24 protein-coding genes are annotated in these 24,113 nt (G+C 57.0%); 21 read left to right on the plus strand and 3 right to left on the minus strand.

The genetic code is table 11. From position 1 onward, the window contains the following. Positions 1-2 precede the first annotated feature (2 nt). Both tctD and RAC60_RS18465 read left to right on the plus strand, forming a co-directional pair. Positions 3-674: a transcriptional regulator TctD gene (gene tctD / locus RAC60_RS18460; RefSeq protein WP_033740685.1), complete on the plus strand. Its 672-nt coding sequence runs from the start codon at positions 3-5 to the stop codon at positions 672-674. Continuing rightward, a complete protein-coding gene (locus RAC60_RS18465) occupies positions 665-2,053 on the plus strand; it encodes a sensor histidine kinase (RefSeq protein WP_033740683.1) in 1,389 nt (462 codons plus the stop codon). The genes tctD and RAC60_RS18465 overlap by 10 nt, the downstream gene beginning before the upstream one ends. Here the strand turns inward: RAC60_RS18465 and RAC60_RS18470 are convergent. After that, positions 2,034-2,933 carry a DMT family transporter gene (locus RAC60_RS18470; RefSeq protein ID WP_375094128.1) on the minus strand — a complete coding sequence of 300 codons (900 nt, stop codon included), beginning with the start codon at positions 2,931-2,933 and terminating at the stop codon, positions 2,034-2,036. The two genes, RAC60_RS18465 and RAC60_RS18470, sit on opposite strands and share 20 nt — an antisense overlap. A 148-nt stretch (positions 2,934-3,081) precedes the next feature. On the opposite strand from RAC60_RS18470, the gene pdxB reads away from it, so the two are divergent. From pdxB to hisP, 14 genes are all read left to right on the plus strand, one after another. Beyond that, a complete protein-coding gene (gene pdxB / locus RAC60_RS18475; RefSeq protein ID WP_110268189.1) occupies positions 3,082-4,215 on the plus strand; it encodes a 4-phosphoerythronate dehydrogenase PdxB in 1,134 nt (377 codons plus the stop codon). A gap of 107 nt (positions 4,216-4,322) precedes the next feature. Continuing rightward, positions 4,323-5,333 carry an aspartate-semialdehyde dehydrogenase gene (locus RAC60_RS18480; protein WP_039339710.1) on the plus strand — a complete coding sequence of 337 codons (1,011 nt, stop codon included), beginning with the start codon at positions 4,323-4,325 and terminating at the stop codon, positions 5,331-5,333. Continuing rightward, positions 5,333-6,136: a tRNA pseudouridine(38-40) synthase TruA gene (gene truA, locus RAC60_RS18485; RefSeq protein WP_006120062.1), complete on the plus strand. Its 804-nt coding sequence runs from the start codon at positions 5,333-5,335 to the stop codon at positions 6,134-6,136. Before RAC60_RS18480 ends, truA begins: the two co-directional genes overlap by 1 nt. Positions 6,137-6,160: 24 nt before the next feature. Beyond that, positions 6,161-6,817, plus strand: coding sequence for a DedA family protein (locus tag RAC60_RS18490; RefSeq protein WP_205955521.1), 657 nt, complete (start codon positions 6,161-6,163; stop codon positions 6,815-6,817). 155 nt (positions 6,818-6,972) lie between these two features. Further along, positions 6,973-7,887 (plus strand): acetyl-CoA carboxylase, carboxyltransferase subunit beta, encoded by a 915-nt coding sequence (gene accD, locus RAC60_RS18495; RefSeq protein ID WP_033740674.1) that lies wholly within the window; start codon positions 6,973-6,975, stop codon positions 7,885-7,887. Between the two features lie 91 nt (positions 7,888-7,978). Continuing rightward, on the plus strand, positions 7,979-9,247 hold the full coding sequence (folC, locus tag RAC60_RS18500) for a bifunctional tetrahydrofolate synthase/dihydrofolate synthase (protein WP_262959319.1): 1,269 nt from the start codon (positions 7,979-7,981) through the stop codon (positions 9,245-9,247). Further along, positions 9,237-10,016 carry a cell division protein DedD gene (dedD, locus tag RAC60_RS18505; RefSeq protein ID WP_033740672.1) on the plus strand — a complete coding sequence of 260 codons (780 nt, stop codon included), beginning with the start codon at positions 9,237-9,239 and terminating at the stop codon, positions 10,014-10,016. The genes folC and dedD overlap by 11 nt, the downstream gene beginning before the upstream one ends. A 252-nt stretch (positions 10,017-10,268) precedes the next feature. Next, entirely contained in the window at positions 10,269-10,754 is a 486-nt protein-coding gene (cvpA, locus tag RAC60_RS18510; protein ID WP_026021019.1) for a colicin V production protein, read from the plus strand. A gap of 37 nt (positions 10,755-10,791) precedes the next feature. Next, positions 10,792-12,309: an amidophosphoribosyltransferase gene (gene purF / locus RAC60_RS18515; protein ID WP_033740671.1), complete on the plus strand. Its 1,518-nt coding sequence runs from the start codon at positions 10,792-10,794 to the stop codon at positions 12,307-12,309. A 101-nt stretch (positions 12,310-12,410) separates the two neighbouring features. Continuing rightward, the gene (locus tag RAC60_RS18520) at positions 12,411-12,980 is read left to right on the plus strand and encodes a UbiX family flavin prenyltransferase (RefSeq protein WP_006120055.1); all 570 of its coding nucleotides are present in this window, start codon (positions 12,411-12,413) and stop codon (positions 12,978-12,980) included. 267 nt (positions 12,981-13,247) lie between these two features. Further along, on the plus strand, positions 13,248-14,030 hold the full coding sequence (gene argT, locus RAC60_RS18525; protein WP_006120054.1) for a lysine/arginine/ornithine ABC transporter substrate-binding protein ArgT: 783 nt from the start codon (positions 13,248-13,250) through the stop codon (positions 14,028-14,030). A 167-nt stretch (positions 14,031-14,197) separates the two neighbouring features. After that, positions 14,198-14,884 carry a histidine ABC transporter permease HisQ gene (locus RAC60_RS18530; protein WP_033740669.1) on the plus strand — a complete coding sequence of 229 codons (687 nt, stop codon included), beginning with the start codon at positions 14,198-14,200 and terminating at the stop codon, positions 14,882-14,884. After that, positions 14,881-15,597 carry an ABC transporter permease gene (locus RAC60_RS18535; RefSeq protein ID WP_033740667.1) on the plus strand — a complete coding sequence of 239 codons (717 nt, stop codon included), beginning with the start codon at positions 14,881-14,883 and terminating at the stop codon, positions 15,595-15,597. The genes RAC60_RS18530 and RAC60_RS18535 overlap by 4 nt, the downstream gene beginning before the upstream one ends. Positions 15,598-15,605: 8 nt before the next feature. Beyond that, positions 15,606-16,379, plus strand: a complete 774-nt coding sequence (gene hisP, locus RAC60_RS18540; protein WP_033740666.1) for a histidine ABC transporter ATP-binding protein HisP — start codon at positions 15,606-15,608, stop codon at positions 16,377-16,379. Here the strand turns inward: hisP and RAC60_RS18545 are convergent. Further along, complete coding sequence (locus RAC60_RS18545; protein WP_375094140.1) at positions 16,372-17,346, minus strand: sugar-binding transcriptional regulator; 975 nt, start codon at positions 17,344-17,346, stop codon at positions 16,372-16,374. The two genes, hisP and RAC60_RS18545, sit on opposite strands and share 8 nt — an antisense overlap. A 192-nt stretch (positions 17,347-17,538) precedes the next feature. On the opposite strand from RAC60_RS18545, the gene dalD reads away from it, so the two are divergent. Genes dalD through RAC60_RS18560 form a run of 3 tightly spaced genes read left to right on the plus strand, consistent with a single transcriptional unit; the run spans position 17,539 to position 21,718 of the window. Continuing rightward, positions 17,539-18,930, plus strand: a complete 1,392-nt coding sequence (dalD, locus tag RAC60_RS18550) for a D-arabinitol 4-dehydrogenase (RefSeq protein WP_375094129.1) — start codon at positions 17,539-17,541, stop codon at positions 18,928-18,930. A 9-nt stretch (positions 18,931-18,939) separates the two neighbouring features. Then, the gene (xylB, locus tag RAC60_RS18555) at positions 18,940-20,403 is read left to right on the plus strand and encodes a xylulokinase (protein ID WP_375094130.1); all 1,464 of its coding nucleotides are present in this window, start codon (positions 18,940-18,942) and stop codon (positions 20,401-20,403) included. A gap of 34 nt (positions 20,404-20,437) precedes the next feature. Beyond that, positions 20,438-21,718: an MFS transporter gene (locus RAC60_RS18560; protein WP_033740658.1), complete on the plus strand. Its 1,281-nt coding sequence runs from the start codon at positions 20,438-20,440 to the stop codon at positions 21,716-21,718. Between the two features lie 29 nt (positions 21,719-21,747). On the opposite strand, the gene RAC60_RS18565 is transcribed toward RAC60_RS18560, so the two are convergent. After that, on the minus strand, positions 21,748-22,647 hold the full coding sequence (locus tag RAC60_RS18565) for a TIGR01777 family oxidoreductase (protein ID WP_033740657.1): 900 nt from the start codon (positions 22,645-22,647) through the stop codon (positions 21,748-21,750). A 183-nt stretch (positions 22,648-22,830) separates the two neighbouring features. Here RAC60_RS18565 and yfcF point away from each other — a divergent pair, with 183 nt between their 5' ends. Together yfcF and yfcD are read left to right on the plus strand one after the other, a co-directional pair. After that, on the plus strand, positions 22,831-23,472 hold the full coding sequence (gene yfcF, locus RAC60_RS18570) for a glutathione transferase (RefSeq protein ID WP_205958660.1): 642 nt from the start codon (positions 22,831-22,833) through the stop codon (positions 23,470-23,472). Positions 23,473-23,582: 110 nt separating this feature from the next. Next, the gene (gene yfcD / locus RAC60_RS18575; RefSeq protein WP_033740653.1) at positions 23,583-24,107 is read left to right on the plus strand and encodes an NUDIX hydrolase YfcD; all 525 of its coding nucleotides are present in this window, start codon (positions 23,583-23,585) and stop codon (positions 24,105-24,107) included. Positions 24,108-24,113 lie beyond the last annotated feature (6 nt).

The raw sequence follows: 24,113 nt of genomic DNA on the forward strand, positions 1-24,113 counted from the left end.
ATATGCGTCTCTTACTGGTGGAAGACACGGCCGAGCTGGCGCGATGGTTACAGAAGGCGTTAACGCAAAAAGGGTTTGCTGTGGACTGGGTCGCGGACGGCGTTTCGGCGGATCACAGCCTGCAAAGTGAAGATTATGCGCTGGTTGTGCTGGATGTTTCCCTGCCGCGTCTGGACGGCATTGAGGTGTTAACCCGGTTACGTCGGCGTGGACAAAATGTTCCGGTGTTGCTGCTGACCGCACGCACGACGCTGGACGACCGCGTGCGCGGCCTGAATACCGGCGCGGATGACTATCTGACCAAACCCTTCGAACTGGATGAGCTGGATGCGCGCCTGCGTGCGTTGCTGCGTCGTGCGCAGGGACACTCGGCCCGGCACCAGACCCTGGGCCAGTTGGTGCTGAACGGTGAAGGCTACTTTTTGCTGGCAGAGAAACCGCTCGCGCTGACACCGCGTGAATCCAGCGTACTGACCACGCTGATGCAGCGTCGGGGCCGCCCGGTCTCGCGGCAGCATTTGTATGAACAAACCTTCACCCTGGCGGATGACGCCAGCCCGGAAAGCATCGAGCTGTATGTACACCGGGTACGCAAAAAGCTGGCGGGCAGTAACGTGGGCATTGTGACGCTGCGCGGACTGGGCTACAGCCTGGAAACCCTGGCATGCGACTGATCACCTCGCTACGGGGCGAGTTACTGGCCTGGCTGGGGCTGCCGCTTTCCCTGCTGTGGGTGCTTTCTGTTTACACGCACTATCAGAGCGGACTGGCGGCGGCGAATCAGGCCTACGATCGCTCTCTGCTGGCCTCGGCGCGCACAGTCGCTGAACGGCTGGTGGTGCGTAACCAACACCTGGAGGTCGACGTGCCCTGGGTGGTGCTCGACAGCTTTGAGCGCAACATGAATGATCGCCTGTTTTATCAGGTGATTTCGCCTCAGGGGAAAACGCTGTCCGGCTATGACGGGCTTCCCCCGATCCCCGTCACCAGCGCGATGTCAGAGACCTATCCCGCGCTGGTCCATTTCTATGACGGCTATTATCAAAAGCAGCGCATCCGGGTGGCGGCCTTGTGGCAGCCCGTCAGCGAGACGGGCGCGGAAGGTATGGCGCTGGTGCTGGTCGCGGAAACCATCCATTCCCGTGAGGCTTTCGCGAAAGGGCTGATGCGCACGGCTTTGCTCAGCCAGAGCGCGCTGGTGTTAATTGCCGTGTTGCTGGCAAGCCTGATGCTACGCCGGGTGTTGCGGCCTTTACGCCGTCTGTCCCGCATTGTGCTGCGTCGCGATGGTGCTGAACTGACGCCGCTGCCGTCCCTGCCGTGGTCGGAGCTACAGCCGCTTATCGTGGCATTTAATCGCTATCTGGAACGGCTGCGGGGATTGCTGGCGCGTCAGGATCGGTTCAGCGCCGACGCCGCTCATCAGCTTCGCACGCCGCTCACCATTCTGAAAACCCAGATCGGCACGGCGCTGGACAGCCATCAGCCCGAACAGTGGCGGGAAAGCCTGCAGAGCATGCGCTACACGCTGGATGACACCATCCTGCTTACCGACCGGCTGCTGCAACTGGCGCGTATCAAAGCCCGACACGGCGAAGATAAACCCATGGTGAAAGTGGATCTGGCGACGGTGGTGCGCGAGGCGTGCCTGAGCCGCTATGCGGCTGCGCGTGCGAAACAGATTGACCTGGGTTACGAAGGTGATGCGCACGGCGACGTCAAAGGCGATGCGCTGCTGCTGGGCGAGCTGTGCGCCAACCTGCTGGATAACGCTATTACCTATACGCCGGTGCAGGGTACGGTGACGGCGCGCCTGGAGAGCGGCAGATTATACATTGAGGATTCAGGGCCGGGCATTCGCCCGGAAGAGCAGCAAAGCGCTTTACGGCCATTTATCCGGCTGGATAACGCCGCGATGCAGACGGGAGCAGGTATCGGGCTGGCGCTGGTGCACGATATTTGCGCCTGGCATGGCGCAACCGTCACGCTGGATAGCAGCCCGTCACTCGGTGGGCTGCGTGTCACTATCCGGTTTAATGCGGATCGGCCTTAAGCGATTCCCGTCGCGTTAACGGCCTGCGCAGACGCTGTGCCAGCAGAACGCCTGCCAGCGTCAGACCGCCGCCAATCCAGTGATAGCTGTGCAGATGTTCATGCAAAAACAGCACCGCAATCAGGGCGGTAAAGAGCGGTGTCAGATTCATAAAAATACTGGTGATGCTGGCCCCCAACTTTTGTACGCCATGAATCCACAGCCACGGGGCCAGAATGGAGGCGAACAGGCTGGCAAAGGCCACCAGGGGAAGATTCCGTGGCGTGAGCGAGACATCCGGTGTCATCAGAAAACCGGGCAGCAACAGCATCACGCCAGCGGCAATTTGCACATACAGACTCTGCCAGACGGGCAGGGGAATCGACCAGCGTTTTGTCATCACGCCGTAAAGCGCATAGCAGGCTGAGGCCGCCAGCATCAGGGCTTCGCCCGTACCGATGCCGTGATGCAGCAGCTGGTCAGGATTGCCTTCACTGACCAGCCAGATTAAGCCACAGAAGGAGATCAGACTGCCGGCCAGAATCCCCACGGTCGGGGCAATCCGCAGAATAAGGACACTGAGCAGCACGGTGAGTAGCGGGATGAGCGCGGCGATAATGCCCATAAACAGGGCACTCACGCTATGGGCGGCGTAATAGGCCAGACTCTGATACAGCGCCATGCCCAGCAGGCCCAGAATCATCAGTCGTCCCAGATGCGGCCGGATCGTCTGCCATTGCCGCAGCACGCCCGGCAGGACAAAAGGCGTCAGCACCAGCAACGCCAGCAGCCAGCGATAGAACGAAATTGCGGCAGGCTCAATGGCACCTGCCGATAATTTATTCACGATAGCGTTAACCGACCAAATCAACACCGCAAACAGCGGAAATAAAAAGACCATAACAAGGCTCCCGTCTCAGACCCGCGGCAGTGTACGCCTGTGATGCCCCTTTCTGCCAGCCTTACCCGCCCCTGCACTGCGTGGTTAGGCGAATGTCAGGCTTTTGTGCCAGAATAGCGGCCTTCAATACACAGACAGGAAAGCCGTGGTGAAAATTCTCGTCGATGAAAATATGCCGTATGCCCGTGAACTCTTTAGTCGTACGGGCGATGTGGTCGCCGTACCTGGCCGACCGCTTCCTGAAGCCGAGCTGGCGGATGCCGATGGTCTGATGGTGCGTTCCGTCACCCAGGTCAACGCCGCGTTGTTGCAGGACAAACCCGTTAAGTTTGTCGGCACTGCCACGGCGGGCACGGATCATATTGACGAAGCGTGGCTGCAGCAGGTGGGCATCGCCTTCTCTGCGGCCCCCGGCTGTAACGCGATTGCGGTGGTTGAATACGTGTTTTCTGCCTTGCTGCTGCTGGCAGAGCGGGACGGTTTCCAGTTGCGCGATCGTACTGTTGGCATCGTGGGCGTGGGAAATGTGGGCGGACGCCTGCAGAAGCGGCTGGAAGCCTGGGGCGTGAAAACCCTGTTATGCGATCCCCCGCGTGCCGATCGGGGTGACGACGGCGAGTTTCTCTCGCTTGATGCGCTGGTGCAGCAGGCCGATATTCTGACCTTTCACACGCCGCTGTTTAAATCGGGCCCTTATAAAAGCTGGCATCTGGCCGATGCCGCGCTGCTGATGGCTCTGAAACCGAAGACGATTTTGATTAACGCCTGCCGTGGCCCGGTGGTCGACAATGCCGCACTGCTTGAGGTGCTGAACCTGCGTCACGATCTGAGCGTGGTGCTGGACGTCTGGGAACCGGAGCCGGATCTCTCCCTCGCGTTGCTGGATCGGGTTGATATCGCCACGGCGCACATTGCCGGTTACACCCTTGAGGGCAAGGCGCGCGGCACCACCCAAGTGTTCGAAGCCTGGTGCGACTTTATTGGTCAGCCGCAGCAGGTGCCCCTGAGCAGCCTGTTGCCTACGCCAGAGTTCAGCCAGATCAGCCTGAATGGGCCGCTCGATCAGTCAACGCTGAAACGTCTTGTGCATCTGGTGTATGATGTGCGCCGCGATGATGCGCCCCTGCGAAAAGTGGCGGCAAAACCGGGTGAATTTGACCGCCTGCGCAAGCAGTATGAAGAGCGTCGCGAGTGGTCATCATTGCAGGTGAACTGCGATGAGGCCGCGACCGCAGAAATGCTCACTCAGTTGGGCTTTAACGCCGTATTATCCTCCACCTGATTGTCAGCCTGCGTAAAACGCGGGCACAGGTGCAGGGATAAATCTGAATCCCTGGGCGGTGACATCACCGCCTTCTGTTTTTATGTCATTGTCTGAGGTAAACCAACATGTCTGACGGCTGGAATATTGCGCTTCTTGGCGCAACAGGCGCAGTAGGGAACGCTGTACTGGAACTGCTGGCTCAACGCCAGTTCCCGGTTGGTGAATTGTATTTGCTGGCAAGCGATAACAGCGCCGGTGAAAGTAAACGTTTTGAAGGGCGCTCTCTGCGGGTTGAAAACGCCGCGGAGTTTGACTGGTCACAGGCGCAGCTGGCCTTCTTTGTTGCCGGTCGTGACGCCTCGGCCCGTTATGCGGAAGAGGCGGCGAGTGCGGGTTGCCTGGTTATCGACAGCAGTGAGCTGTTTGCCCTGTCGCCGGATGTGCCGCTGGTGGTGCCGGATGTGAATCCGCAGGTGCTGGCCGATTACCGTAATCGCAATATCATCAGCGTGGCCGATAATCTGGTGAGCCAACTGCTGACGGCTATCAAACCGCTGGTCGATGCCGCCGGTTTAGGCCGTTTGCAGGTCACCAATCTGATCTCCGTCTCCACGCACGGCAAAGTGGCTGTGGATGCGCTGGCCGGGGAGAGCGCCCGCCTGCTGAACGGCGTACCGGCGGATGACCACCATTTTGGTCGTCAGCTGGCTTTTAACCTGCTGCCACAACAGGCCGATGCAGAGGGCAGCGTGGAGAGCGAGCGTCGCCTGGTTGATCAGGTGCGCAAAGTGTTGCAGGACGACGGTTTGCCCGTGGCGGTCAGCAGCGTTCAGGCACCGGTGTTTTATGGCAATGCCCAGATCGTCCACATTGAAAATCTGCGCCCGCTGTCGGCAGACGAAGCCAGAGCAGAGCTGGCCCTGGCCGCCGATATTCGCCTGAGCGACGAAGAGGACGTTCCCACGCCGGTAACGGATGCCTCAGGTAGCGATGCGCTGAGTATCGGCAGTGTACGTAATGACTACGGTATTCCGGAGCTGTTGCAGTTCTGGTCCGTGGCGGACAACGTTCGTTTCGGTGGCGCGCTGATGGCGGTGAAAACCGCAGAGAAGCTGGTGCAGGAGTATATGTACTGATGTCGGAAGGTCAGACAAGAAAGCTGGCACTGGGCATCGAGTACGACGGCAGCCGATACTACGGCTGGCAACGGCAGCAGGAAGTGCGCAGCGTGCAGGAAAAGCTGGAGCGGGCGCTGTCGAAGGTCGCAGACCATCCGGTGAGCGTATTTTGCGCCGGGCGTACCGATGCTGGCGTGCACGGCACCGGACAGGTGGTGCATTTTGAGACCGTGGCGCAGCGAGCGGATGCCGCCTGGACATTGGGTGTCAATGCCAATCTGCCGGACGATATCGCTGTACGTTGGGTGAAAGCCGTGCCGGACGAGTTTCATGCACGTTTCAGCGCCACAGCCCGGCGTTACCGTTACCTGATTTACAACCAGCGCTTACGCCCGGCTATCCTGGGCAAGGGCGTGACGCACTTTTACTATCCGCTGGATGTGGAAAAGATGCAGCGTGCCGGGCAGAGCCTGCTGGGCGAGAACGATTTCACCTCGTTTCGCGCCGTACAGTGCCAGTCGCGTACGCCATGGCGCAACGTGATGCACCTGAACGTCAGTCGTCACGGGCCCTATGTCATTGTGGACATTAAAGCCAACGCTTTTGTGCACCATATGGTGCGCAACATTGTCGGTAGTCTGATGGAAATTGGCTGTGGTAATCAGCCAGAATCCTGGATGGCAGAACTGCTGGCCGCCAAAGATCGCACGCTGGCGGCGGCCACGGCAAAAGCCGAAGGGCTTTACCTGGTGGCGGTGGATTATCCCGCGCACTTTGCTTTACCTCAGCCGCCGATGGGGCCGTTGTTCCTCGCGGATTAATCAACCTTAGCTAAAGGGATCGTTATGGAGTTCATCCATTTTGTGGTCGATTTTATTTTGCACATTGATGTGCATCTGGCCGAATTAGTCGCGCAGTATGGCATCTGGATTTACGCCATTTTGTTCCTGATTTTATTCTGCGAAACCGGCTTAGTGGTCACGCCGTTTTTGCCAGGCGACTCGCTGCTGTTTGTCGCGGGGGCACTGGCGGCATTGCCCGGTAACGATCTGAACGTCCACCTGATGGTCGCGCTGCTGGTTATCGCGGCGATCCTGGGTGATGCGGTGAACTACACCATCGGTAAACTGTTCGGTGAACGCCTGTTCAGCAACCCGAACTCGAAAATTTTCCGCCGCAGCTATCTGGATAAAACCCATGCGTTTTATACCCGTCATGGTGGAAAAACCATTATTCTTGCCCGTTTCGTGCCGATTGTGCGTACCTTTGCCCCTTTTGTCGCCGGCATGGGCCACATGTCCTATCGGCATTTTGCCCTGTTTAACGTTACCGGTGCGCTGGCATGGGTGCTGCTGTTTTCCTATGCAGGCTATCTGTTTGGCGATTTGCCAGTGGTGCAGGAAAATCTTAAGCTGCTCATCCTGGGCATTATCGTGGTATCGGTTCTGCCGGGCATTATCGAAATCTGGCGTCATCGCCGCCAGGCTAAGCAGCAAAATTAACCCTGAGCAGGCTTACCGCTCAGGGGTAAGACCAGATTTTTATCCACAGTCTTAACTGGTTGTGGTTTAATGAGCGACATTTACCGTCTGCTGAAGCGGTTTTCAGCAGCATCAAGACGACTGGACCAGGTCAGTTTTTAACAGAAAGGTCATCAATGAGCTGGATTGAACGCATTCTTAATAAAAGCAATATTACGCCTGCACGTCGTGCCAACATTCCGGAAGGAGTGTGGACGAAATGCGACAGCTGTGGCCAGGTACTTTACCGTGCCGAGCTGGAGCGTAATCTTGAGGTCTGCCCGAAGTGCGACCACCACATGCGCATGCACGCCCGTGAGCGTCTGGCGAGCCTGCTCGATCAGGGCACGCTGGTTGAACTGGGCAGCGAGCTGGAACCCAAAGATCTGCTGAAGTTCAGGGATTCCAAAAAGTACAAAGATCGTCTGGTTGCGGCACAAAAAGCGACAGATGAAAAAGATGCGCTGATCGTCATGAAAGGCCAACTGCACGGTATGCCGGTTGTCGCGGCGGCCTTTGAGTTCGCGTTTATGGGCGGTTCAATGGGCTCTGTTGTCGGGGCGCGTTTTGTTCGCGCGGTCGAGCAGGCGCTGGAAGACAACTGTCCGCTTATCTGCTTCTCCGCCAGCGGCGGTGCCCGTATGCAGGAAGCGTTAATGTCACTGATGCAGATGGCGAAAACTTCTGCGGCGCTGGCGAAAATGCAGGAACGCGGTCTGCCCTATATTTCGGTGCTGACTGACCCAACCATGGGCGGTGTTTCCGCCAGCTTCGCGATGCTGGGCGATCTGAACGTGGCCGAACCGAAAGCGCTGATTGGCTTTGCGGGTCCACGCGTTATTGAGCAGACCGTGCGTGAAAAACTGCCGCCGGGCTTCCAGCGAAGTGAATTTCTGATTGAAAAAGGCGCGATTGACATGATCATTCGTCGTCCGGAAATGCGCTTTAAACTGGCAAGTCTGCTGGCAAAAATGATGAACCTGCCGGCACCGTTGCACGATGGTGAAGAGTTCGCACCTGCGACGTCCCACCCGGAGAGTAACGAGGCCTGACAGGAGACAGAAGGCGCGCCGGTCGCGCCTTCCACCCATGCACCCTATACCTTGTTGCTTTCACCAGGTATAAATTTGCAAAACGGGACATATGGACAATCTTCACCTCCCTCAAGCCACGTCGCCTTTGGCCACGTGGCTTTATTATCTTGAGCACCTCCACACTCAGGCAATTGAACTGGGCCTGGACCGTATTCGCCAGGTGGCGCAACGTCTGGACCTGCTGAAGCCTGCCCCTTTTGTTTTCACCGTTGCCGGTACCAATGGTAAAGGCACTACCTGTCGGACGCTTGAAACCCTGTTGATGGCCGCGGGCTATCGCGTGGGCGTTTACAGCTCGCCGCATCTGGTGCGTTACACGGAGCGTGTCCGGGTGCAGGGACAGGAGCTGAGTGAAGCGCAACACAGCGCCAGTTTCGCTGATATTGAAGCGGGACGCGGTACTATCTCCCTGACCTATTTTGAATTCGGCACGCTGTCGGCACTTAACCTGTTTCAGCAGGCGAAGCTTGACGTGGTCATTCTGGAAGTCGGGCTGGGTGGGCGGCTGGACGCAACGAATATTGTGGATGCCGATGTCGCGGTGGTGACCAGTATTGCGCTGGACCATACCGACTGGCTTGGCCCGGATCGCGACAGCATTGGTCGGGAAAAAGCGGGCGTATTCCGTCAGGGTAAACCTGCGGTGGTGGGTGAACCTGCTATGCCGGTGACGATTGCCGATGTCGCCAGGGAAAAGGGCGCTCAGCTCATTCAGCTTGGCCGTGACTGGCACTATCATGCGCAGGCAGAAAGCTGGTCTCTGCGCGATGCGCACGGTGAACTGAGCGATCTACCGCTGCCGCAGGTGCCCCTGCCGAATGCGGCAACGGCGCTGGTGGCGCTGCGTGCCTCGGGCCTCAACGTCAGCGACGCACATATCCGCGCCAGCCTGCCACTGGCGGTGCTACCCGGGCGCTTTCAGACCGTCAGTGAGTCGCCTCGCGTGATTCTGGATGTGGCGCATAACCCGCATGCAGCAGGCTACCTGGCATCGCGCCTGGCTGCCTTGCCGACGCGGGGGCACGTTCACGCCGTGGTCGGGATGCTGCATGATAAGGATATCGCCGGGACGCTGTCCGCGCTGGCCCCGCAGGTCGACTTCTGGTACTGCGCGCCGCTGCCCGGCCCGCGCGGTGCCAGTGCAGAACAACTCATGGCACACGTAACGTCTGCCCGGGCATTCGCAGATGTCGAACAGGCCTGGCAACAGGCGCGGCAGCAGGCTGAACCGCAGGACATCATCCTGGTATGCGGCTCTTTCCTGACCGTCGCGCAGGTGATGGAATCGATTGAAACGGAGAGAGGACGTGGCGAGTAAGTTTCAAAACCGTTTAGTCGGTACCGTTATTCTGGTGGCCATCGGCGTGATTGTGTTGCCGGGGCTGCTGGATGGTAAGAAAAAACACTATAAAGAAGAGTTTGCGGCGATTCCACTGGTCCCGAAACCGGACGACCAGCAGGACAGCGAAATGGTGCCGCCGGTCACCCAGTCGCTGCCAGCCCATCCGCCTGCCGGCGCGGGCAGTGCGGTAAGTCATCCTGACGGGGGCAACTCACAGGCGCAAGAGGGCAGCACGCAGCCCGAGCAAAACAGTGCGCCGAGTGTCGTATCACCGCCGCCTGTACATTCGACGACAGCGAAAGAAAAACCAGCTGAGACGACAAAACCGAAACATACCGAGCAGGCTAAACCGAAGCCGGTAGAACAGACGCAGAGCAAACCGGTCGAGAAAACCAAACCGGTTGAGCAAGCGAAGCCCGTTGAAAAAACCAGGCCGGCCGAGCAGGCAGCGCGCACCGAGGAAGCGGCCCCGGCAGAGCAACCGAAAGAGACGCAACCCTCGGGACAGGCGTATGTTGTCCAGTTGGGCGCATTGAAGAACGCCAGCAAGGTCAACGAGATTGTCGCGAAGCTGCGCCTGTCGGGTTACCGGGCCTATACGGTGCCGTCAACGCCGGTGCAGGGACAAATCACCCGCATTTATGTGGGACCGGATGCGTCTAAAGCGAAAATGCAGGCGGCAGTGGGCGAGCTGAAAAACGTCTCGGGTCTAAGCGGCGTGGTTAAACCCTACAGCGCGCGTTAAACCCGCGATTGGCGCTGCCGATAAGAATAACAGGCAGCGACAATCAGCCCTGGTTAAGCGGGGCGGGCAACGTTTAGCCTGGCTTTTCAAGGGGTTAACCGGATAACAATCTCACAGGCGAAGTTCGTTTTTTTCTTCGCCTTTTTTATGGATGCAGAACCTGAAAACCCCTACGCAAACGTTTTCTTTTTCTGTTAGAATGCGCCCCGAACTGGATGCAGGGGTGCAATGGCACTGGCGCTGGAAGAGTTCATGATCTGGATTGATTACGTCATTATTGCGGTAGTTGGTTTTTCGGCTTTGGTCAGCCTGGTTCGAGGGTTTGTCCGCGAAGCCTTATCTCTTGTTACCTGGGGATGCGCGTTTTTTGTCGCCAGTCATTACTATGCCTACCTTGCTGTCTGGTTTACAGGTTTTGACGACGAACTGGTTCGGAACGGAATCGCCATTGCGGTGCTGTTCATTGCGACCCTGATTGTGGGGGCGATAGTGAACTACGTTATCGGCTCGCTGGTAGAAAAAACCGGCCTGTCGGGAACCGATCGGGTATTAGGCGTTTGTTTCGGGGCCTTGCGTGGTGTGCTTATTGTAGCCGCTTTGCTGTTCTTCCTGGATACATTCACGGGTTTTTCAAAAAGCCCGGACTGGCAGCAGTCTCAACTTATTCCCGAGTTCAGTTCTATAATCAGGTGGTTTTTTGACTACCTGAAAAGCACGTCGAGTTTTTTGCCCCGGTGAGACCATCGGGCGTACGGCTTAATGAGGAAATGACAACATGTGCGGTATTGTCGGTATCACCGGTTTCATGCCGGTAAACCAGTCGATCTATGACGCGTTAACGGTGCTCCAGCATCGTGGGCAGGATGCCGCAGGCATTTGTACGATTGATGCGCTCAACTGCTTTCGCCTGCGTAAGGCCAACGGCCTGGTCAGCGATGTTTTCGAAGCCCGTCATATGCAGCGTTTACAAGGCAACATGGGGATTGGTCATGCACGCTATCCTACAGCGGGCAGCTCCAGCGCTTCTGAAGCGCAACCGTTCTACGTCAACTCGCCGTACGGGATTTCTCTTGCACACAACGGTAACCTGACCAACGCACATGAACTGCGTAAGCAGCTGTTCGAAAAAGGCCGCCGTCATGTGAACACCACGTCAGACTCAGAGATCCTGCTGAATATCTTCGCGCAGGAACTGGATCGTTTTCAGCACTATCCGCTGGAAGCCGACAACATTTTTGCCGCTATCGCCGCCGTGCATCAGCAGGTTCGCGGCGCGTATGCGGTGGTCTCGATGATTATCGGTCACGGCATGGTCGCCTTCCGCGATCCTAACGGGATTCGTCCGCTGGTGCTGGGCAAACGCGTCATTGCGGATGGCCGTACCGAGTATATGGTGGCCTCAGAAAGCGTCGCGCTGGATACACTGGGTTTTGAATTCATCCGTGACGTCGCGCCGGGTGAAGCGGTGTACATCACGGAGCAGGGCCAGCTTTCGACCCGTCAGTGTGCCGAGAACCCCAAGAACAATCCGTGCCTGTTCGAATACGTCTATTTTGCCCGACCAGACTCCTTCCTGGACAAAATTTCGGTCTACAGCGCGCGCGTCCGCATGGGCACCAAGCTGGGCCAGAAAATTGCCCGTGAATGGGAAGATCTGGATATCGATGTGGTGATTCCGATTCCGGAAACCTCCATGGATACGGCACTGGAAATCGCCCGCATCCTTGATAAGCCTTACCGCCAGGGATTTGTGAAAAACCGCTATGTCGGTCGTACCTTTATCATGCCGGGTCAGCAGCTGCGCCGCAGCGCCGTGCGCCGCAAACTCAATGCTAACCGCGCCGAATTCCGCGATAAAAACGTCTTGCTGATCGATGACTCTATCGTGCGTGGCACCACGTCTGAGCAGATTATTGAAATGGCACGCGAAGCAGGGGCTAAAAAGGTTTATCTCGCCTCTGCGGCTCCGGAAGTGCGCTTCCCTAACGTCTACGGCATTGATATGCCGAGCGCCACTGAGCTGATTGCCCATGGCCGCGAAGTCGAAGAGATTCGTCAGATTATCAAAGCAGATGCGCTGATTTTCCAGGATCTCAATGACCTCATCGAAGCCGTACGCGAAGAGAATCCCGATATCGTTCAGTTCGAGTGCTCCGTTTTTAACGGGGTTTACGTTACTAAAGATGTGGATCAGGGCTACCTTGAATATCTGGAATCCCTGCGTAACGACGACGCGAAAGCCATTGCGCGGCAGAACGAAGTCGAAAATCTTGAACTGCATAACGAAGGCTAATCAGGCCTAATGCAAAAAAAGAGGGCGGGACTTATCCCGCCCTCTGTGTTTTTTGTCGCGCTGCGCTATTATGGTGCACTTTGCCACTGCAAGGTTGAACGATGAAACGACTCATTATTGGTATTTCCGGCGCAAGCGGTGTGATTTACGGCGTGCGGTTACTGCAGGTCTTGCAGCAGGTCAGCGACGTGGAAACCCATCTGGTCATCAGTCACGCGGCGCGTCAGACGCTGAGCCTGGAAAGTGACTACAGTCTGCGCGATGTTCAGGCGCTGGCCGATGTGGTTCATGATGTGCGCGACATTGCCGCCAGCATTTCCTCCGGGTCGTTTAAAACCCTGGGCATGGTGATTTTACCGTGTTCAATGAAAACCCTGTCGGGCATTGTGCACAGCTACAGCGATTCCCTGCTGACGCGCGCGGCGGACGTGGTGCTTAAAGAGCAGCGCAAGCTGGTACTCTGCGTACGTGAAACGCCGCTGCATATTGGCCACCTGCGGATGATGACGACCGCCGCTGAATTAGGGGCGATTATCATGCCGCCGGTACCGGCGTTTTATCATCGTCCGACAACCATTGACGAACTGGTCGATCAAACAATTAACCGGGTTATCGATCAGTTCGACATTGAACTGCCTCAGGATTTGTTTGTGCGCTGGCAAGGTGCATAAGGTTCAGCTTGTGCACTTATTTAGTGCAAAAGCGCGGGAGCGATCACTGTTCCTGCATTTGATGAACTAAAAGTTCACAACATCGCTTTTTCTCTGTGACTTCACTGATATATTCCTTTCACAAACCCAGCCTTTATGTGGCAAAAAAGGCGGGCTGGGTGCGCGGCAGACCTGCATAACTGGCACGAAACGTGCACAGGTTAATGGCAGTGTTCGTTGCAAACACACATCATGCATCACATAACAATAATTTGCTGAGGGTAATCTATGAAGAAGCGTGTTCTGGCTCTTTCTTTAATGTTGGGCCTGTCCAGTGTGGCCAGCGTATTTGCAGCCGTACCGGCCTCGATTCGTGTCGGCACTGACCCAACATACCCGCCGTTTGAGTCAAAAAACGCGCAAGGACAGTTAGTCGGTTTTGATATCGATCTGGCTAACGAAATCTGTAAACGTATTCAGACCAAATGTACCTATGTGGAAAGCGACTTTGATGCGCTGATTCCGTCGCTGAAAGCTAAAAAAATCGACGCTATTATCTCCTCGCTCTCTATCACCGCGAAACGTCAGGAAGAGATTGCTTTCTCTGACAAACTCTATGCGGCCAACGCCCGTTTAGTCGCGCCTAAAGGTTCGAAAATTCTGCCGACGGTTGAATCGCTGAAAGGCAAAAACGTCGGTGTGCTGCAAGGCACCACGCAGGAAACCTATGCTAACCAGTACTGGCGTCCAAAAGGTGTGACCGTCACGCCTTATGCGAACCAGGATCTGGTGTACCAGGATCTGACTGCGGGCCGTATTGATGCCGCATTCCAGGATGAAGTGCAGGCGGCTGAAGGCTTCCTGAAGCAGCCTGTCGGTAAAGACTACGCTTTTGCCGGTCCGGCCGTGAAAGATGACAAGATTTTTGGTGTCGGTACCGGTATAGGATTACGTAAAGATGACACCGAGCTGAAAGCGGCCATTGATAAAGCGTTTGAATCCATGCGCAAAGACGGTACGTACGACAAAATTGCGAAGAAATACTTTAATTTCAACGTGTACGGTGACTAACCTGTCGACTTTGCCTCTGGTAATCGCCTGACCGGATAACGCCTGGTTGCCCTGGCCGCACTGGCCCCGGCAACCTCTGCGTTGTGGTTGATGCCTTACCAGAAGCAACGCTGCCCGCCCACGTGGCGGGTTCAGCGCCGTTTCCACCCCACGACAGGATCTTTTCCATGTTGTATGGCTATTCTGATGTCATTTTAAAAGGCACGTTGGTCACGCTGGAGCTGGCACTGAGTTCCGTGCTGCTGGCGGTGATTCTCGGGCTGATTGGCGCAGGCGCGAAGCTGTCACGTCATCGCCTGCTGTCGCTTATTTTTGAGGGCTACACGACGCTGATTCGTGGCGTGCCCGATCTCGTCCTGATGCTCCTGATCTTCTACGGTCTGCAGATAGTGCTGAACCACATCACCGATGCGCTGGGTCTGGCGCAGTTCGATATCGATCCTATGGTCGCGGGCATTATCACCCTGGGCTTCATCTACGGGGCCTATTTTACCGAGACGTTTCGCGGGGCCTTCATGGCCGTGCCCAAAGGGCAAATCGAAGCCGCGACCGCGTTTGGTTTTACCGGTTCCCAGGTTTTCCGTCGCATCCTCTTTCCGGCGATGATGCGTTATGCGCTGCCCGGGATTGGTAATAACTGGCAGGTGATCCTGAAAGCGACCGCGCTGGTCTCGCTGCTGGGGCTGGAAGATGTGGTTAAAGCCACGCAGCTGGCGGGCAAGAGCACCTGGCAGCCGTTTTATTTCGCCATCGTCGCGGGTGTGATCTATCTGGTGTTTACCACGCTGTCTAACGGCGTGCTGTGGTGGCTCAATCGCCGCTACACGGTTGGCGTGAAGAGGGCAGAGCTATGATTGAGATTATCCACGAGTACTGGAAATCACTGCTCTGGACTGACGGTTACCGCTTCACCGGCGTGGCGATTACGCTATGGCTGCTGATTGTTTCGGTGGTGCTGGGCGGCTGTATGGCGGTACTGCTGGCGATTGCACGCGTGTCGCCGAATCGCTTTATCAGCCTGCCGGTCTGGCTCTTTACCTATGTTTTTCGAGGTACGCCGCTGTATGTTCAACTGCTGGTATTCTATTCCGGCATGTATACGCTGGAGATCGTGAAAGGCACCGAGTTGCTGAATGCGTTTTTCCGCAGCGGGCTGAACTGTACCTTACTGGCGTTTACCCTGAATACCTGCGCCTATACGACGGAGATTTTCGCCGGTGCGATTCGTGCTGTGCCTCACGGGGAAATTGAAGCCGCGCGCGCGTATGGTTTCTCAACGTTTAAACTGTATCGCTGTATTATTTTGCCTTCTGCGCTGCGCACCGCCTTGCCGGTTTACAGCAATGAGGTGATATTGATGCTGCACTCGACCGCGCTGGCCTTTACGGCAACCGTGCCTGATTTGCTCAAAATCGCCCGGGACATCAACGCGGCAACGTATCAGCCCTTTACCGCGTTTGGCATTGCGGCCGTCCTGTACCTGATTATTTCCTACACACTGATTAGCCTGTTCCGCCTGGCGGAGCGTCGCTGGCTGGCCCATGTGAAACCTTCTTCATCGCATTGAGTAAGACTATGGCTGATAACAAATTAAGCGTCACCGAACTGCATAAACGTTACGGTGAACATGAAGTATTAAAAGGCGTGTCTTTACATGCTAATGCGGGCGATGTCATCAGTATTATTGGATCGTCCGGCTCAGGGAAAAGTACCTTTTTGCGCTGTATTAACTTCCTCGAAAAACCGAGCGAAGGCACCATTACGGTCAATAACACCGCCATTTCGCTGGTCCGTGATACCGACGGTCAGCTAAAGGTGGCCGACAAAGAGCAGTTGCGCCTGCTGCGCACCCGCCTGACGATGGTGTTTCAGCACTTTAATTTATGGAGCCACATGACGGTGCTGGAAAATGTCATGGAAGCGCCGATTCAGGTGCTGGGCCTGAGCAAAGCCCAGGCGCGCGAACGCGCTGTCACCTATTTGAATAAAGTCGGCATTGATGAGCGGGCGCAGTCAAAGTATCCGGTGCACCTGTCAGGCGGCCAGCAGCAACGTGTGTCGATTGCCCGCGCGCTGGCGATGGAGCCCGAGGTGCTGTTGTTTGATGAGCCAACTTCTGCCCTTGACCCGGAACTGGTCGGGGAAGTGCTGCGCATCATGCAGAAGCTGGCCGAAGAGGGCAAAACCATGGTGGTGGTGACGCATGAAATGGAGTTTGCCCGTCACGTTTCCAGCCATGTGATTTTCCTGCATCAGGGTAAGATTGAAGAGCAGGGGCCGCCGACAGAGTTGTTCGGCAATCCCAAAAGCCCGCGCCTTCAGCAGTTCCTGAAAGGTTCTCTTAAGTAAGCCGATCCGCGCCTGTTGAGCCATTGCTTAACAGGCGCGTGGCGGTAGATTCGTCCGTGACCAGACCCGAGATCCAGCCGCCTGTTAATGCCGCCCGAATGGCGGCAAATTTGCGCTCGCCGCCTGCAAAACCGATGATCGGACGCGTTGTCCGGCTTTCCAGCGTGACGCTGGTGAGCAGCGCATCGGTCTCGCCCATCACACGTTCACCCTGTTGATTGAAAAAGTGGCCAAGCATTTCGCCAACGACGCCGCGCGCGTTGAGTGCCTGAACCTGGCTGTCGGTGATAAACCCTTCAGCATGGAGCGGACAGCCGGGTGTGACTTCGCCGATGCCGAGAAAGGTCATACTGGCCTGTAAGGCCCGACTGACCACGCGTTGATAGACCTGATGCTGGCACCACATCTGTTTATCTTCCGGACTGTCGGCATACAGCGGCGCAGGAATAAAGAAATACTTGCCCTGCATTTTTTCAGACAGCTTGAGCGGCACGTCATAGCGGGTGCCGGAGTCGTCTCGCGCAATAGCACCAATCATGGAAACGCACTGGTGCTGGGGCCGCTCCACCCAGGGCAGGGCATCAATAATCGCCCGCAGAGTTTTACCCGAACCGATACCAAACACCTGCGGCTGGTCATCGTTGATAAACTGCGACATAACCTCTGCGCCTTCGACCGCCAGCATTTGCTGAATAGCGTCGTCATCCAGCCCGGCAGAAGGGACGACACGACAGTGCTGCAGGCCAAAGGCTTCCTGCACCGCGTGTGCCAGGCGCAGGCAGTGCGTGACAGGATGGTCAATCTTGACGCTGACCATACCCATTTCGCGTGCGCCTGAAATCAGGCGCTGGGCAACCTGCCTGGAGAGTCCCAGCGCCCGGGCAATCTCTTGCTGTGTTAACCCGGCCACGTAATACATCCAGGCGGCGCGTGCAGCCAGTTCCTGCTTTTTCTCTTCTTTGTTCATCACGGCATTCCCTTCTCAGCGAATCGCTAGTTTATCGCGTATAGCCGGCAAAAACCTATCAGGGCAAAAGCTCAGGTATTGGGCAATTGCTTTTATCGTGAGATCTGTCACAGATAATACTCGTAACCTCTGATTAACATACAGCGTTCGGGCAATTGCCCTCTGTTATGACAAATGCTTATTGAGGTGACTATGACAACATCCGTGTGGATGCATATTGGGGCAGGCTCTTTTCATCGCGCTCATCAGGCATGGTATCTGCACCGGCTGATGCAGCAAGGGGACAGTCGGTGGCACATTGCGCTGGGAAACATCCGTGAGGATGCGTCACCGCTGTTGACCCAGTTGGCTGCGCAGCACGGCGAGTATGTGCTGGAAACGGTCACGCCGCAGGGCGAACGCGACTATGAAACGATTACCTCGATTCGCAAGATTCTGCCCTGGGATAAGGCGCTTCGCGCCCTGGTGCATCAGGGCGCCGATCCTGCCACCCGGATCCTTTCTTTTACCGTGACGGAAGCCGGTTACTACCTGACGACGGAACATGCGCTGGATCTACAGCAGCCCGATATTCGCGCGGATCTGCAGGGCGAGGCGCGCACCCTTTACGGTGCGCTGGCGCGGATCCTGGCAGCGCGCGTCGCGAACGGCGGCGGCCCCGTTACCTTGCTGAACTGCGATAATCTGCGCCATAACGGTGAGCGTTTCCGCCAGGGCTTTTTGGCGTTTCTTAACGCACAAGGGAACGAGGCGCTGGCTGACTGGGTGCGGACTCACACCACCTCGCCGAATACCATGGTGGACAGGATCACACCGCGTCCTACGGCGGATATTGCCGGACGTGTGCTGGCGGCCACGGGTAAAGATGACGCGGTGCCGGTGATGGCGGAATCCTTTATCCAGTGGGTGATTGAGGATGACTTTATTGCCGGGCGTCCGGCGCTGGAGCAGGTCGGCGTTGAGCTGGTGGAGTCGGTGTTGCCCTGGGAAGAAGCCAAGATCCGCATCCTCAACGCCACCCATAGCGCGATTGCCTGGGCGGGCACGCTGATCGGCTTGCGCTACATCGACGAAAGTACCCGGCAGAAAGCGATTCATCAGATGGCCCGGGAGTATGTTTCGCGGGATGTCATCCCGTCGTTGTCCCCCAGTCCCTTAAATCTGGCTGAATACCGCGATGTCGTACTGTCGCGCTTCAGTAACCCCTGGATCAAAGACACCAACCAGCGTGTGGCGGCGGATGGCCTGTCGAAAATCCCGGCGATGGTCACGCCCACTTTGCAGGCGTGCTATAAGCGCGGAACGCCACCTGCGGCCAGCGTGGTGTTACCGGCCCTGTTTTATCTGTTTTTGCAGCGCTGGGCGCTGGGCGAACTGCCTTACGACTATCAGGATGGTGTTCTGCAACCCGACGTGATTCAGCAGTGGTTCACCCAGCCCGATCCGTTGCGGACCTATATGACGCAGCCTTCCCTGTTTGGGGCGCTGGCGACTTCCGCCGATTTTCATGCACGCCTCACCGCTACCGTGGCCGGGCTCACGACATGGCTGGCCCAGCCGGAACAGAAACTGGCTGTGGCATAGGGGAACGACATGTACCTGGGTATCGATATTGGCACATCCGAGCTGAAAGCGCTGATCCTGAATGCGCAGGGCGACATTGTGGCATCTGAACATGCCACCTTGCAGGTGCAGCGGCCGCATCCGCACTGGGCAGAGCAGCATCCGCATGACTGGTGGCACGCCTGCCAACAGGTGATGGCGCGTCTGCGCCAGCAGGCGCCTCAGGCCTGGTCGGCTGTCACGGCGATAGGCCTGTCCGGCCAGATGCACGGTGCGGTGCTGCTGGATGAACAGGGCGACATTTTGCGGCCCTGTATTTTGTGGAACGACACGCGCAGCGCGGCGGAATGTAACTGGCTACATCAGCACCATCCCGAGATGATGCAAATCAGCGGCAACATGATCATGCCGGGCTTTACGGCACCCAAACTGCGCTGGGTTGCGCAGCATGAGCCCGCCTGCTTTAGCCGCATCAGCAAAGTGTTATTGCCGAAAGATTACCTGCGCTGGCGCTTAACCGGACGGTGGGTGACGGATCCCTCCGATGCCGCCGGAACATTATGGCTGGACGTGGCGACGCGCGACTGGTCAGACGCGCTACTGGCCGCGACAGGGCTGCGTCGCGAGCAGCTGCCTGAAATCGTGGAGGGCAATGCGGTCAGCGGCACGTTGCGACCTGACCTTGCCCGCGAATGGGGCCTGTCGACAGCGGTGATCGTTGCCGGCGGCGGTGGCGATAACGCCACGTCAGCGGTCGGCGTCGGTGCCATTCACCCAGGCGATGCGTTTATTTCCCTTGGGACCTCCGGCGTGATTTTTGTGGTTAACGAGCGGCTACGGGCCGATCCGCAGTCCGGTGTGCATGCGTTCTGCCATGCGCTGCCTGGTCGCTGGCACCAGATGAGCGTCATGCTCAGTGCTGCAAGCTGCCTGCGCTGGGTATGTCAGCTGCTGTCGGTCAGTGAAAATCAACTGCTTGAGGACGTGGCTGAGCTGAGCCCAACACAGAAACAGCGGGCCCCACTTTTCCTGCCCTATCTCTCTGGCGAGCGCACGCCGCATAACGACCCTGATGCCACGGGCGCGTTTTATGACCTGCGCCATGAAACCCAGCGCGCCCTCATGGGGTACGCGGTGCTGGAAGGTGTCGCGTTTGGCCTGGCCGACGGTCTGGCCGTTCTGGGCGACGGACGGCAGGACATCACGCAGTTCAGCCTGACCGGTGGCGGCGCGCGCAGCAGCCTGTGGGCGCAGCTGATTGCCGATGTGCTGGACTCTCCGGTGGTGACGCATCCGGCCAGCGCGTCCGGCGCGCTGGGGGCGGCGCGACTGGCCTGGCTGGCGACGGGCGGTGATGAAGCGACCGTATGCCGCAAACCGTCCGTGCAGGCGCGCTATCTGCCGGACCCCGAATTTCGCGCGGTGCTGCAACAACGTCTGGCACGATTCCGCGCGCTATATCACCAACAAGTTCAGACCCGTTCACTGGCCTGATTCACCTGTAACCGAACAGAGAAGGACCATCGTTATGCATGCAACTGCGTACTGGTTTGGCTTGCCTAAACAGCTGATCTGGGGATTCGTCGCCATTGCGATTTTTATGGCAGGAGACGGTTTCGAAATGGCATTTCTGTCACGCCATATCACCGATATGGGCTTCACGCCGGGCCAGTCGGCGCTGGTGTTTACCTGTTACGGTTTAGCGGTCGCGCTGGCCGCCTGGGCCTCCGGCGTGGTGGCGGAACTGATTACGCCTCAGCGCGCCATGTTAATCGGTTTTGTCTTGTGGATTGTCATGCATGCCCTGTTCATGAGCCTGGGGCTGGGACTGCGTAATTATCCCCTTATGCTGCTGTTCTACGGCATTCGCGGCCTGGCTTATCCGCTGTTTATCTATTCTTTTATGATGCTGCTGGTCCAGGTGTTACCGCGTGAACGCCTCGCGGCGGCGACGGGCTGGTTCTGGGCAATGTATTCGGTAGGGATTGGTGTGGTAGGGAGCTATCTGCCCAGCCTGATTATTCCCTCTCTTGGTGAAACCGGGACATTATGGCTGGCGATTGCCTGGGTGGCCTGCGGTGGCGTACTGGCGTTTTTTAGCCTGCGCCATGTGCCGGTCGACCGCTCACGCGTGAACTTACCGATGCGCGAGAAAATGACGGAAATGTCCCGGGCGGTGACCATCCTGTTTACTAATCAGCATGTGTTTTACGCCTGCCTGATCCGCATTATTAATACGCTGTCGCTGTTTGGTTTTGCCATCATCATGCCGCTGCTGTTTGTGGATCGGCTGGGTTTCACCTTGTCGGAATGGTTACAAATCTGGGCGGTGTTTTTCTTTGTCACCATCTTCACCAATATCTTCTGGGGCATCATGGGCGAGCGGATTGGCTGGATCCGTCAGGTGCGCTGGTTTGGCTGTCTGGGCATGGCGCTCTCCAGTCTGGCATTCTACTATCTGCCCGTTTATGCCGGTCATAACTTCATGGTCGCCCTTATTCCGGCCGTCATGTTGGGGATTTTCGTCGCGGCGTTTGTGCCGATGACAGCCGTCTTTCCCACGCTGGAGCCGCATCATCAGGGCGCGGCGGTCTCGGTTTATAACCTGTCAGCGGGGATGAGCAATTTTGTCGCGCCGGCCATCGCCTCTATGCTGTTGCCGTTTTTTGATATCGTCGGGGTGGTGTGGGCTTATACCGGCTTGTATCTGTTTGCCGGGGTGCTGACGTTTATTATCCGTGTGCCGCAGCCTCATCATGGCGCGCAACGTACAGCGCGCAAGTCAGGGTCCGCAGTAACATCGCAATAGAAGAAGGGGAGCCACAGGCTCCCCCGGCATTACCCCTTAACCACGTCCTTTAAGGCATCATGCAGGTCATACCAGCGGAAGCGAAACCCTGCGGCCTCCAGCCGTTTAGGCAGCACATGTTGTCCACCGAGCACCAGCACCGAGGATTCGCCCATCATCAGCTTAATGGCGCTGGCGGGCGTGCGCATGAAAGCCGGGCGGTGCATGACCTCGCCCAGCGTGGCGGCAAACTGCTCGTTGCGCACCGCATAGGGCGCGACCATGTTATACGGGCCCTGGCAGTCGTCATGATCCAGAAGCCACAGGATGCCGTTGACCATGTCATCGATGTGGATCCACGGCATATACTGTTTACCGCTGCCGAGCGGGCCACCGACGCCGAGCCTGAACGGCAGTTTCATTTTGCTCAGGGCGCCGCCCTCACGCGCCAGCACCACGCCGGTGCGCAGCAGGCAGACGCGCGTCCGGTCACTTTGTGCCGTCAGTGCCAGCTGTTCCCAACGGGCACAGAGCGTATGCGTAAATTCATTCTGGCCGGGATCCTCTTCGGTCAGGACTACTTCACCACTGTTGCCGTAAAAGCCGGTCGCCGACCCCGAAATCAACACGCGCGGCGGCGTGGTGCTGGCATTGATGAGTGAGGCAATACGTTCTGTGATTTGCCAGCGGCTCTCGCACAGTTGCTGCTTATGCGGCTCGGTCCAGCGTTTATCGGCAATCGGTTCACCGGCCAGGTTGATCACGGCATCCACCCCATCCAGCGAATGCTGCTGTGCGAGGCCAGACCAGAAGGCGATATTTTCGCCCAGCGTTTCCCGTGCGGCTACGACATCGCGGGTCACCACGCTGATCGTGTGACCACGCGCCTGTAACTGCGGAATAAGATGGCGGCCAATAAGCCCGGTTCCACCGGTCATTAAGATATGCATAGTGCGGCTCCGTCTGATTTTTTATTTTTTGCTTACTTCATCATAGAAGAGTCGTTCCCGGCTGGCGTGAGCCGCTTCGTAATTTCGTGCGGTGGCGGCAAACATCGGACCAGCACCGGGTTGTTTTCAGAAATAAAAATCGGTAAACATGATGCACCCCTGTCAGCGATATCGAGGTAGCAGATGAATTACCCCTCCATTACCCTGTGGTCAGATTCATCGTTTTTCAGTCCTTATGTGATGTCGGTTTACGTTGCGCTGACGGAAAAGGGGATCCCTTTTAGCGTCAGGCGCATTGATTTATCCCAAAACCAGCAGCTTGACGACACCTACCGTAGCCTGTCACTGACCTGCCGTGTGCCAACGTTACAGGTTGATGAGTTTATGCTGAGTGAGTCCTCAGCCATTTGTGAATACCTTGAAGAGCGCTTTGCCGCGCCAGAATTTGAACGGCTCTATCCTAAAGATCGCGAGAAACGCGCGCGCGCCCGGGAGATTCAGGCCTGGCTACGCAGTGATTTGCTGCCGATCAGACAGGAGCGTCCCACAGAAGTGCTGTTCGCCGCAGAGCGCTTTGCGCCGCTTACGCCCGCTGCGCTTCAGGCGGCCGATAAGCTGATAAGTGCCGTACAGCGGCTGTTACCGGAAGGGCAGCAAAACCTTTTTGGTGAGTGGTCGATTGCAGATACCGATTTGGCTGTCATGCTTAATCGACTGGCGCTTCACGGTGATCCCTTGCCAGCCCGTTTACAGCATTATGCTGAGTTTCAGTGGCAGCGTGCATCGGTGCAGTTGTGGTTGACGGAGAGCGGTAAACATCGCTAGCGATCGGCGCTTGCTCAAGTTGTCATAAGTGATTACCTTACGACACACTATGATATAGATGTGGCAAACAGCGCGTGCATGAAGACACGCTAAACAGGAAAGGGTTACGGATGGTGGATCAAACTGCTGGTGGCGAGATCGAGTGGGTCGATATCGTAAGCGAAGAGAATGAAGTCGTTGCGCAGGCTACGCGCGCGCAGATGCGTGCACAATGCTTACGTCACCGCGCGACCTATATCGTGGTTCACGATGGTATGGGGAAAATACTGGTTCAGCGCCGTACTGAAATCAAAGATTTTATGCCGGGTAAACTGGATGCGACGGCAGGCGGCGTGGTGCAGAGCGGTGAGGATATGCTGGAATCTGCCCGACGTGAAGCGGAAGAAGAGCTGGGTATTGCCGACGTGCCCTTTGCGGAGCATGGCAAGTTCTATTTCGAAGATGAGCACTGCCGCGTCTGGGGCGGATTGTTCAGTTGCGTCTCTCACGGCCCGTTTGCGATGCAGGAAGAAGAGGTTGATGAAATCTTCTGGATGACGCCGGATGAAATCACCGCCCGTTGCGACGAGTTTACCGATGATTCACTCAAAGCGCTGTCGTTGTGGCTGAGCCGCAATAACGAAAACAGCAACTGAGTTTTC

The organism is Pantoea sp. BR_17 (genome assembly GCF_041955125.1).
GTDB classification, from domain to species: domain Bacteria; phylum Pseudomonadota; class Gammaproteobacteria; order Enterobacterales; family Enterobacteriaceae; genus Pantoea; species Pantoea stewartii.

Coding starts and splice junctions, on each gene's coding strand:
- xylB (WP_375094130.1), top strand. CDS start 18,940: ATGTACCTGGGTATCGATATTGGCACATCCGAGCTGAAAGCGCTGATC.
- RAC60_RS18520 (WP_006120055.1), top strand. CDS start 12,411: ATGAAACGACTCATTATTGGTATTTCCGGCGCAAGCGGTGTGATTTAC.
- folC (WP_262959319.1), top strand. CDS start 7,979: ATGGACAATCTTCACCTCCCTCAAGCCACGTCGCCTTTGGCCACGTGG.
- RAC60_RS18465 (WP_033740683.1), top strand. CDS start 665: ATGCGACTGATCACCTCGCTACGGGGCGAGTTACTGGCCTGGCTGGGG.
- hisP (WP_033740666.1), top strand. CDS start 15,606: ATGGCTGATAACAAATTAAGCGTCACCGAACTGCATAAACGTTACGGT.
- RAC60_RS18480 (WP_039339710.1), top strand. CDS start 4,323: ATGTCTGACGGCTGGAATATTGCGCTTCTTGGCGCAACAGGCGCAGTA.
- RAC60_RS18560 (WP_033740658.1), top strand. CDS start 20,438: ATGCATGCAACTGCGTACTGGTTTGGCTTGCCTAAACAGCTGATCTGG.
- RAC60_RS18530 (WP_033740669.1), top strand. CDS start 14,198: ATGTTGTATGGCTATTCTGATGTCATTTTAAAAGGCACGTTGGTCACG.
- accD (WP_033740674.1), top strand. CDS start 6,973: ATGAGCTGGATTGAACGCATTCTTAATAAAAGCAATATTACGCCTGCA.
- cvpA (WP_026021019.1), top strand. CDS start 10,269: ATGATCTGGATTGATTACGTCATTATTGCGGTAGTTGGTTTTTCGGCT.
- yfcF (WP_205958660.1), top strand. CDS start 22,831: ATGAATTACCCCTCCATTACCCTGTGGTCAGATTCATCGTTTTTCAGT.
- tctD (WP_033740685.1), top strand. CDS start 3: ATGCGTCTCTTACTGGTGGAAGACACGGCCGAGCTGGCGCGATGGTTA.
- RAC60_RS18535 (WP_033740667.1), top strand. CDS start 14,881: ATGATTGAGATTATCCACGAGTACTGGAAATCACTGCTCTGGACTGAC.
- RAC60_RS18490 (WP_205955521.1), top strand. CDS start 6,161: ATGGAGTTCATCCATTTTGTGGTCGATTTTATTTTGCACATTGATGTG.
- purF (WP_033740671.1), top strand. CDS start 10,792: ATGTGCGGTATTGTCGGTATCACCGGTTTCATGCCGGTAAACCAGTCG.
- RAC60_RS18470 (WP_375094128.1), bottom strand. CDS start 2,933: ATGGTCTTTTTATTTCCGCTGTTTGCGGTGTTGATTTGGTCGGTTAAC.
- truA (WP_006120062.1), top strand. CDS start 5,333: ATGTCGGAAGGTCAGACAAGAAAGCTGGCACTGGGCATCGAGTACGAC.
- dalD (WP_375094129.1), top strand. CDS start 17,539: ATGACAACATCCGTGTGGATGCATATTGGGGCAGGCTCTTTTCATCGC.
- RAC60_RS18545 (WP_375094140.1), bottom strand. CDS start 17,346: ATGAACAAAGAAGAGAAAAAGCAGGAACTGGCTGCACGCGCCGCCTGG.
- yfcD (WP_033740653.1), top strand. CDS start 23,583: ATGGTGGATCAAACTGCTGGTGGCGAGATCGAGTGGGTCGATATCGTA.
- argT (WP_006120054.1), top strand. CDS start 13,248: ATGAAGAAGCGTGTTCTGGCTCTTTCTTTAATGTTGGGCCTGTCCAGT.
- RAC60_RS18565 (WP_033740657.1), bottom strand. CDS start 22,647: ATGCATATCTTAATGACCGGTGGAACCGGGCTTATTGGCCGCCATCTT.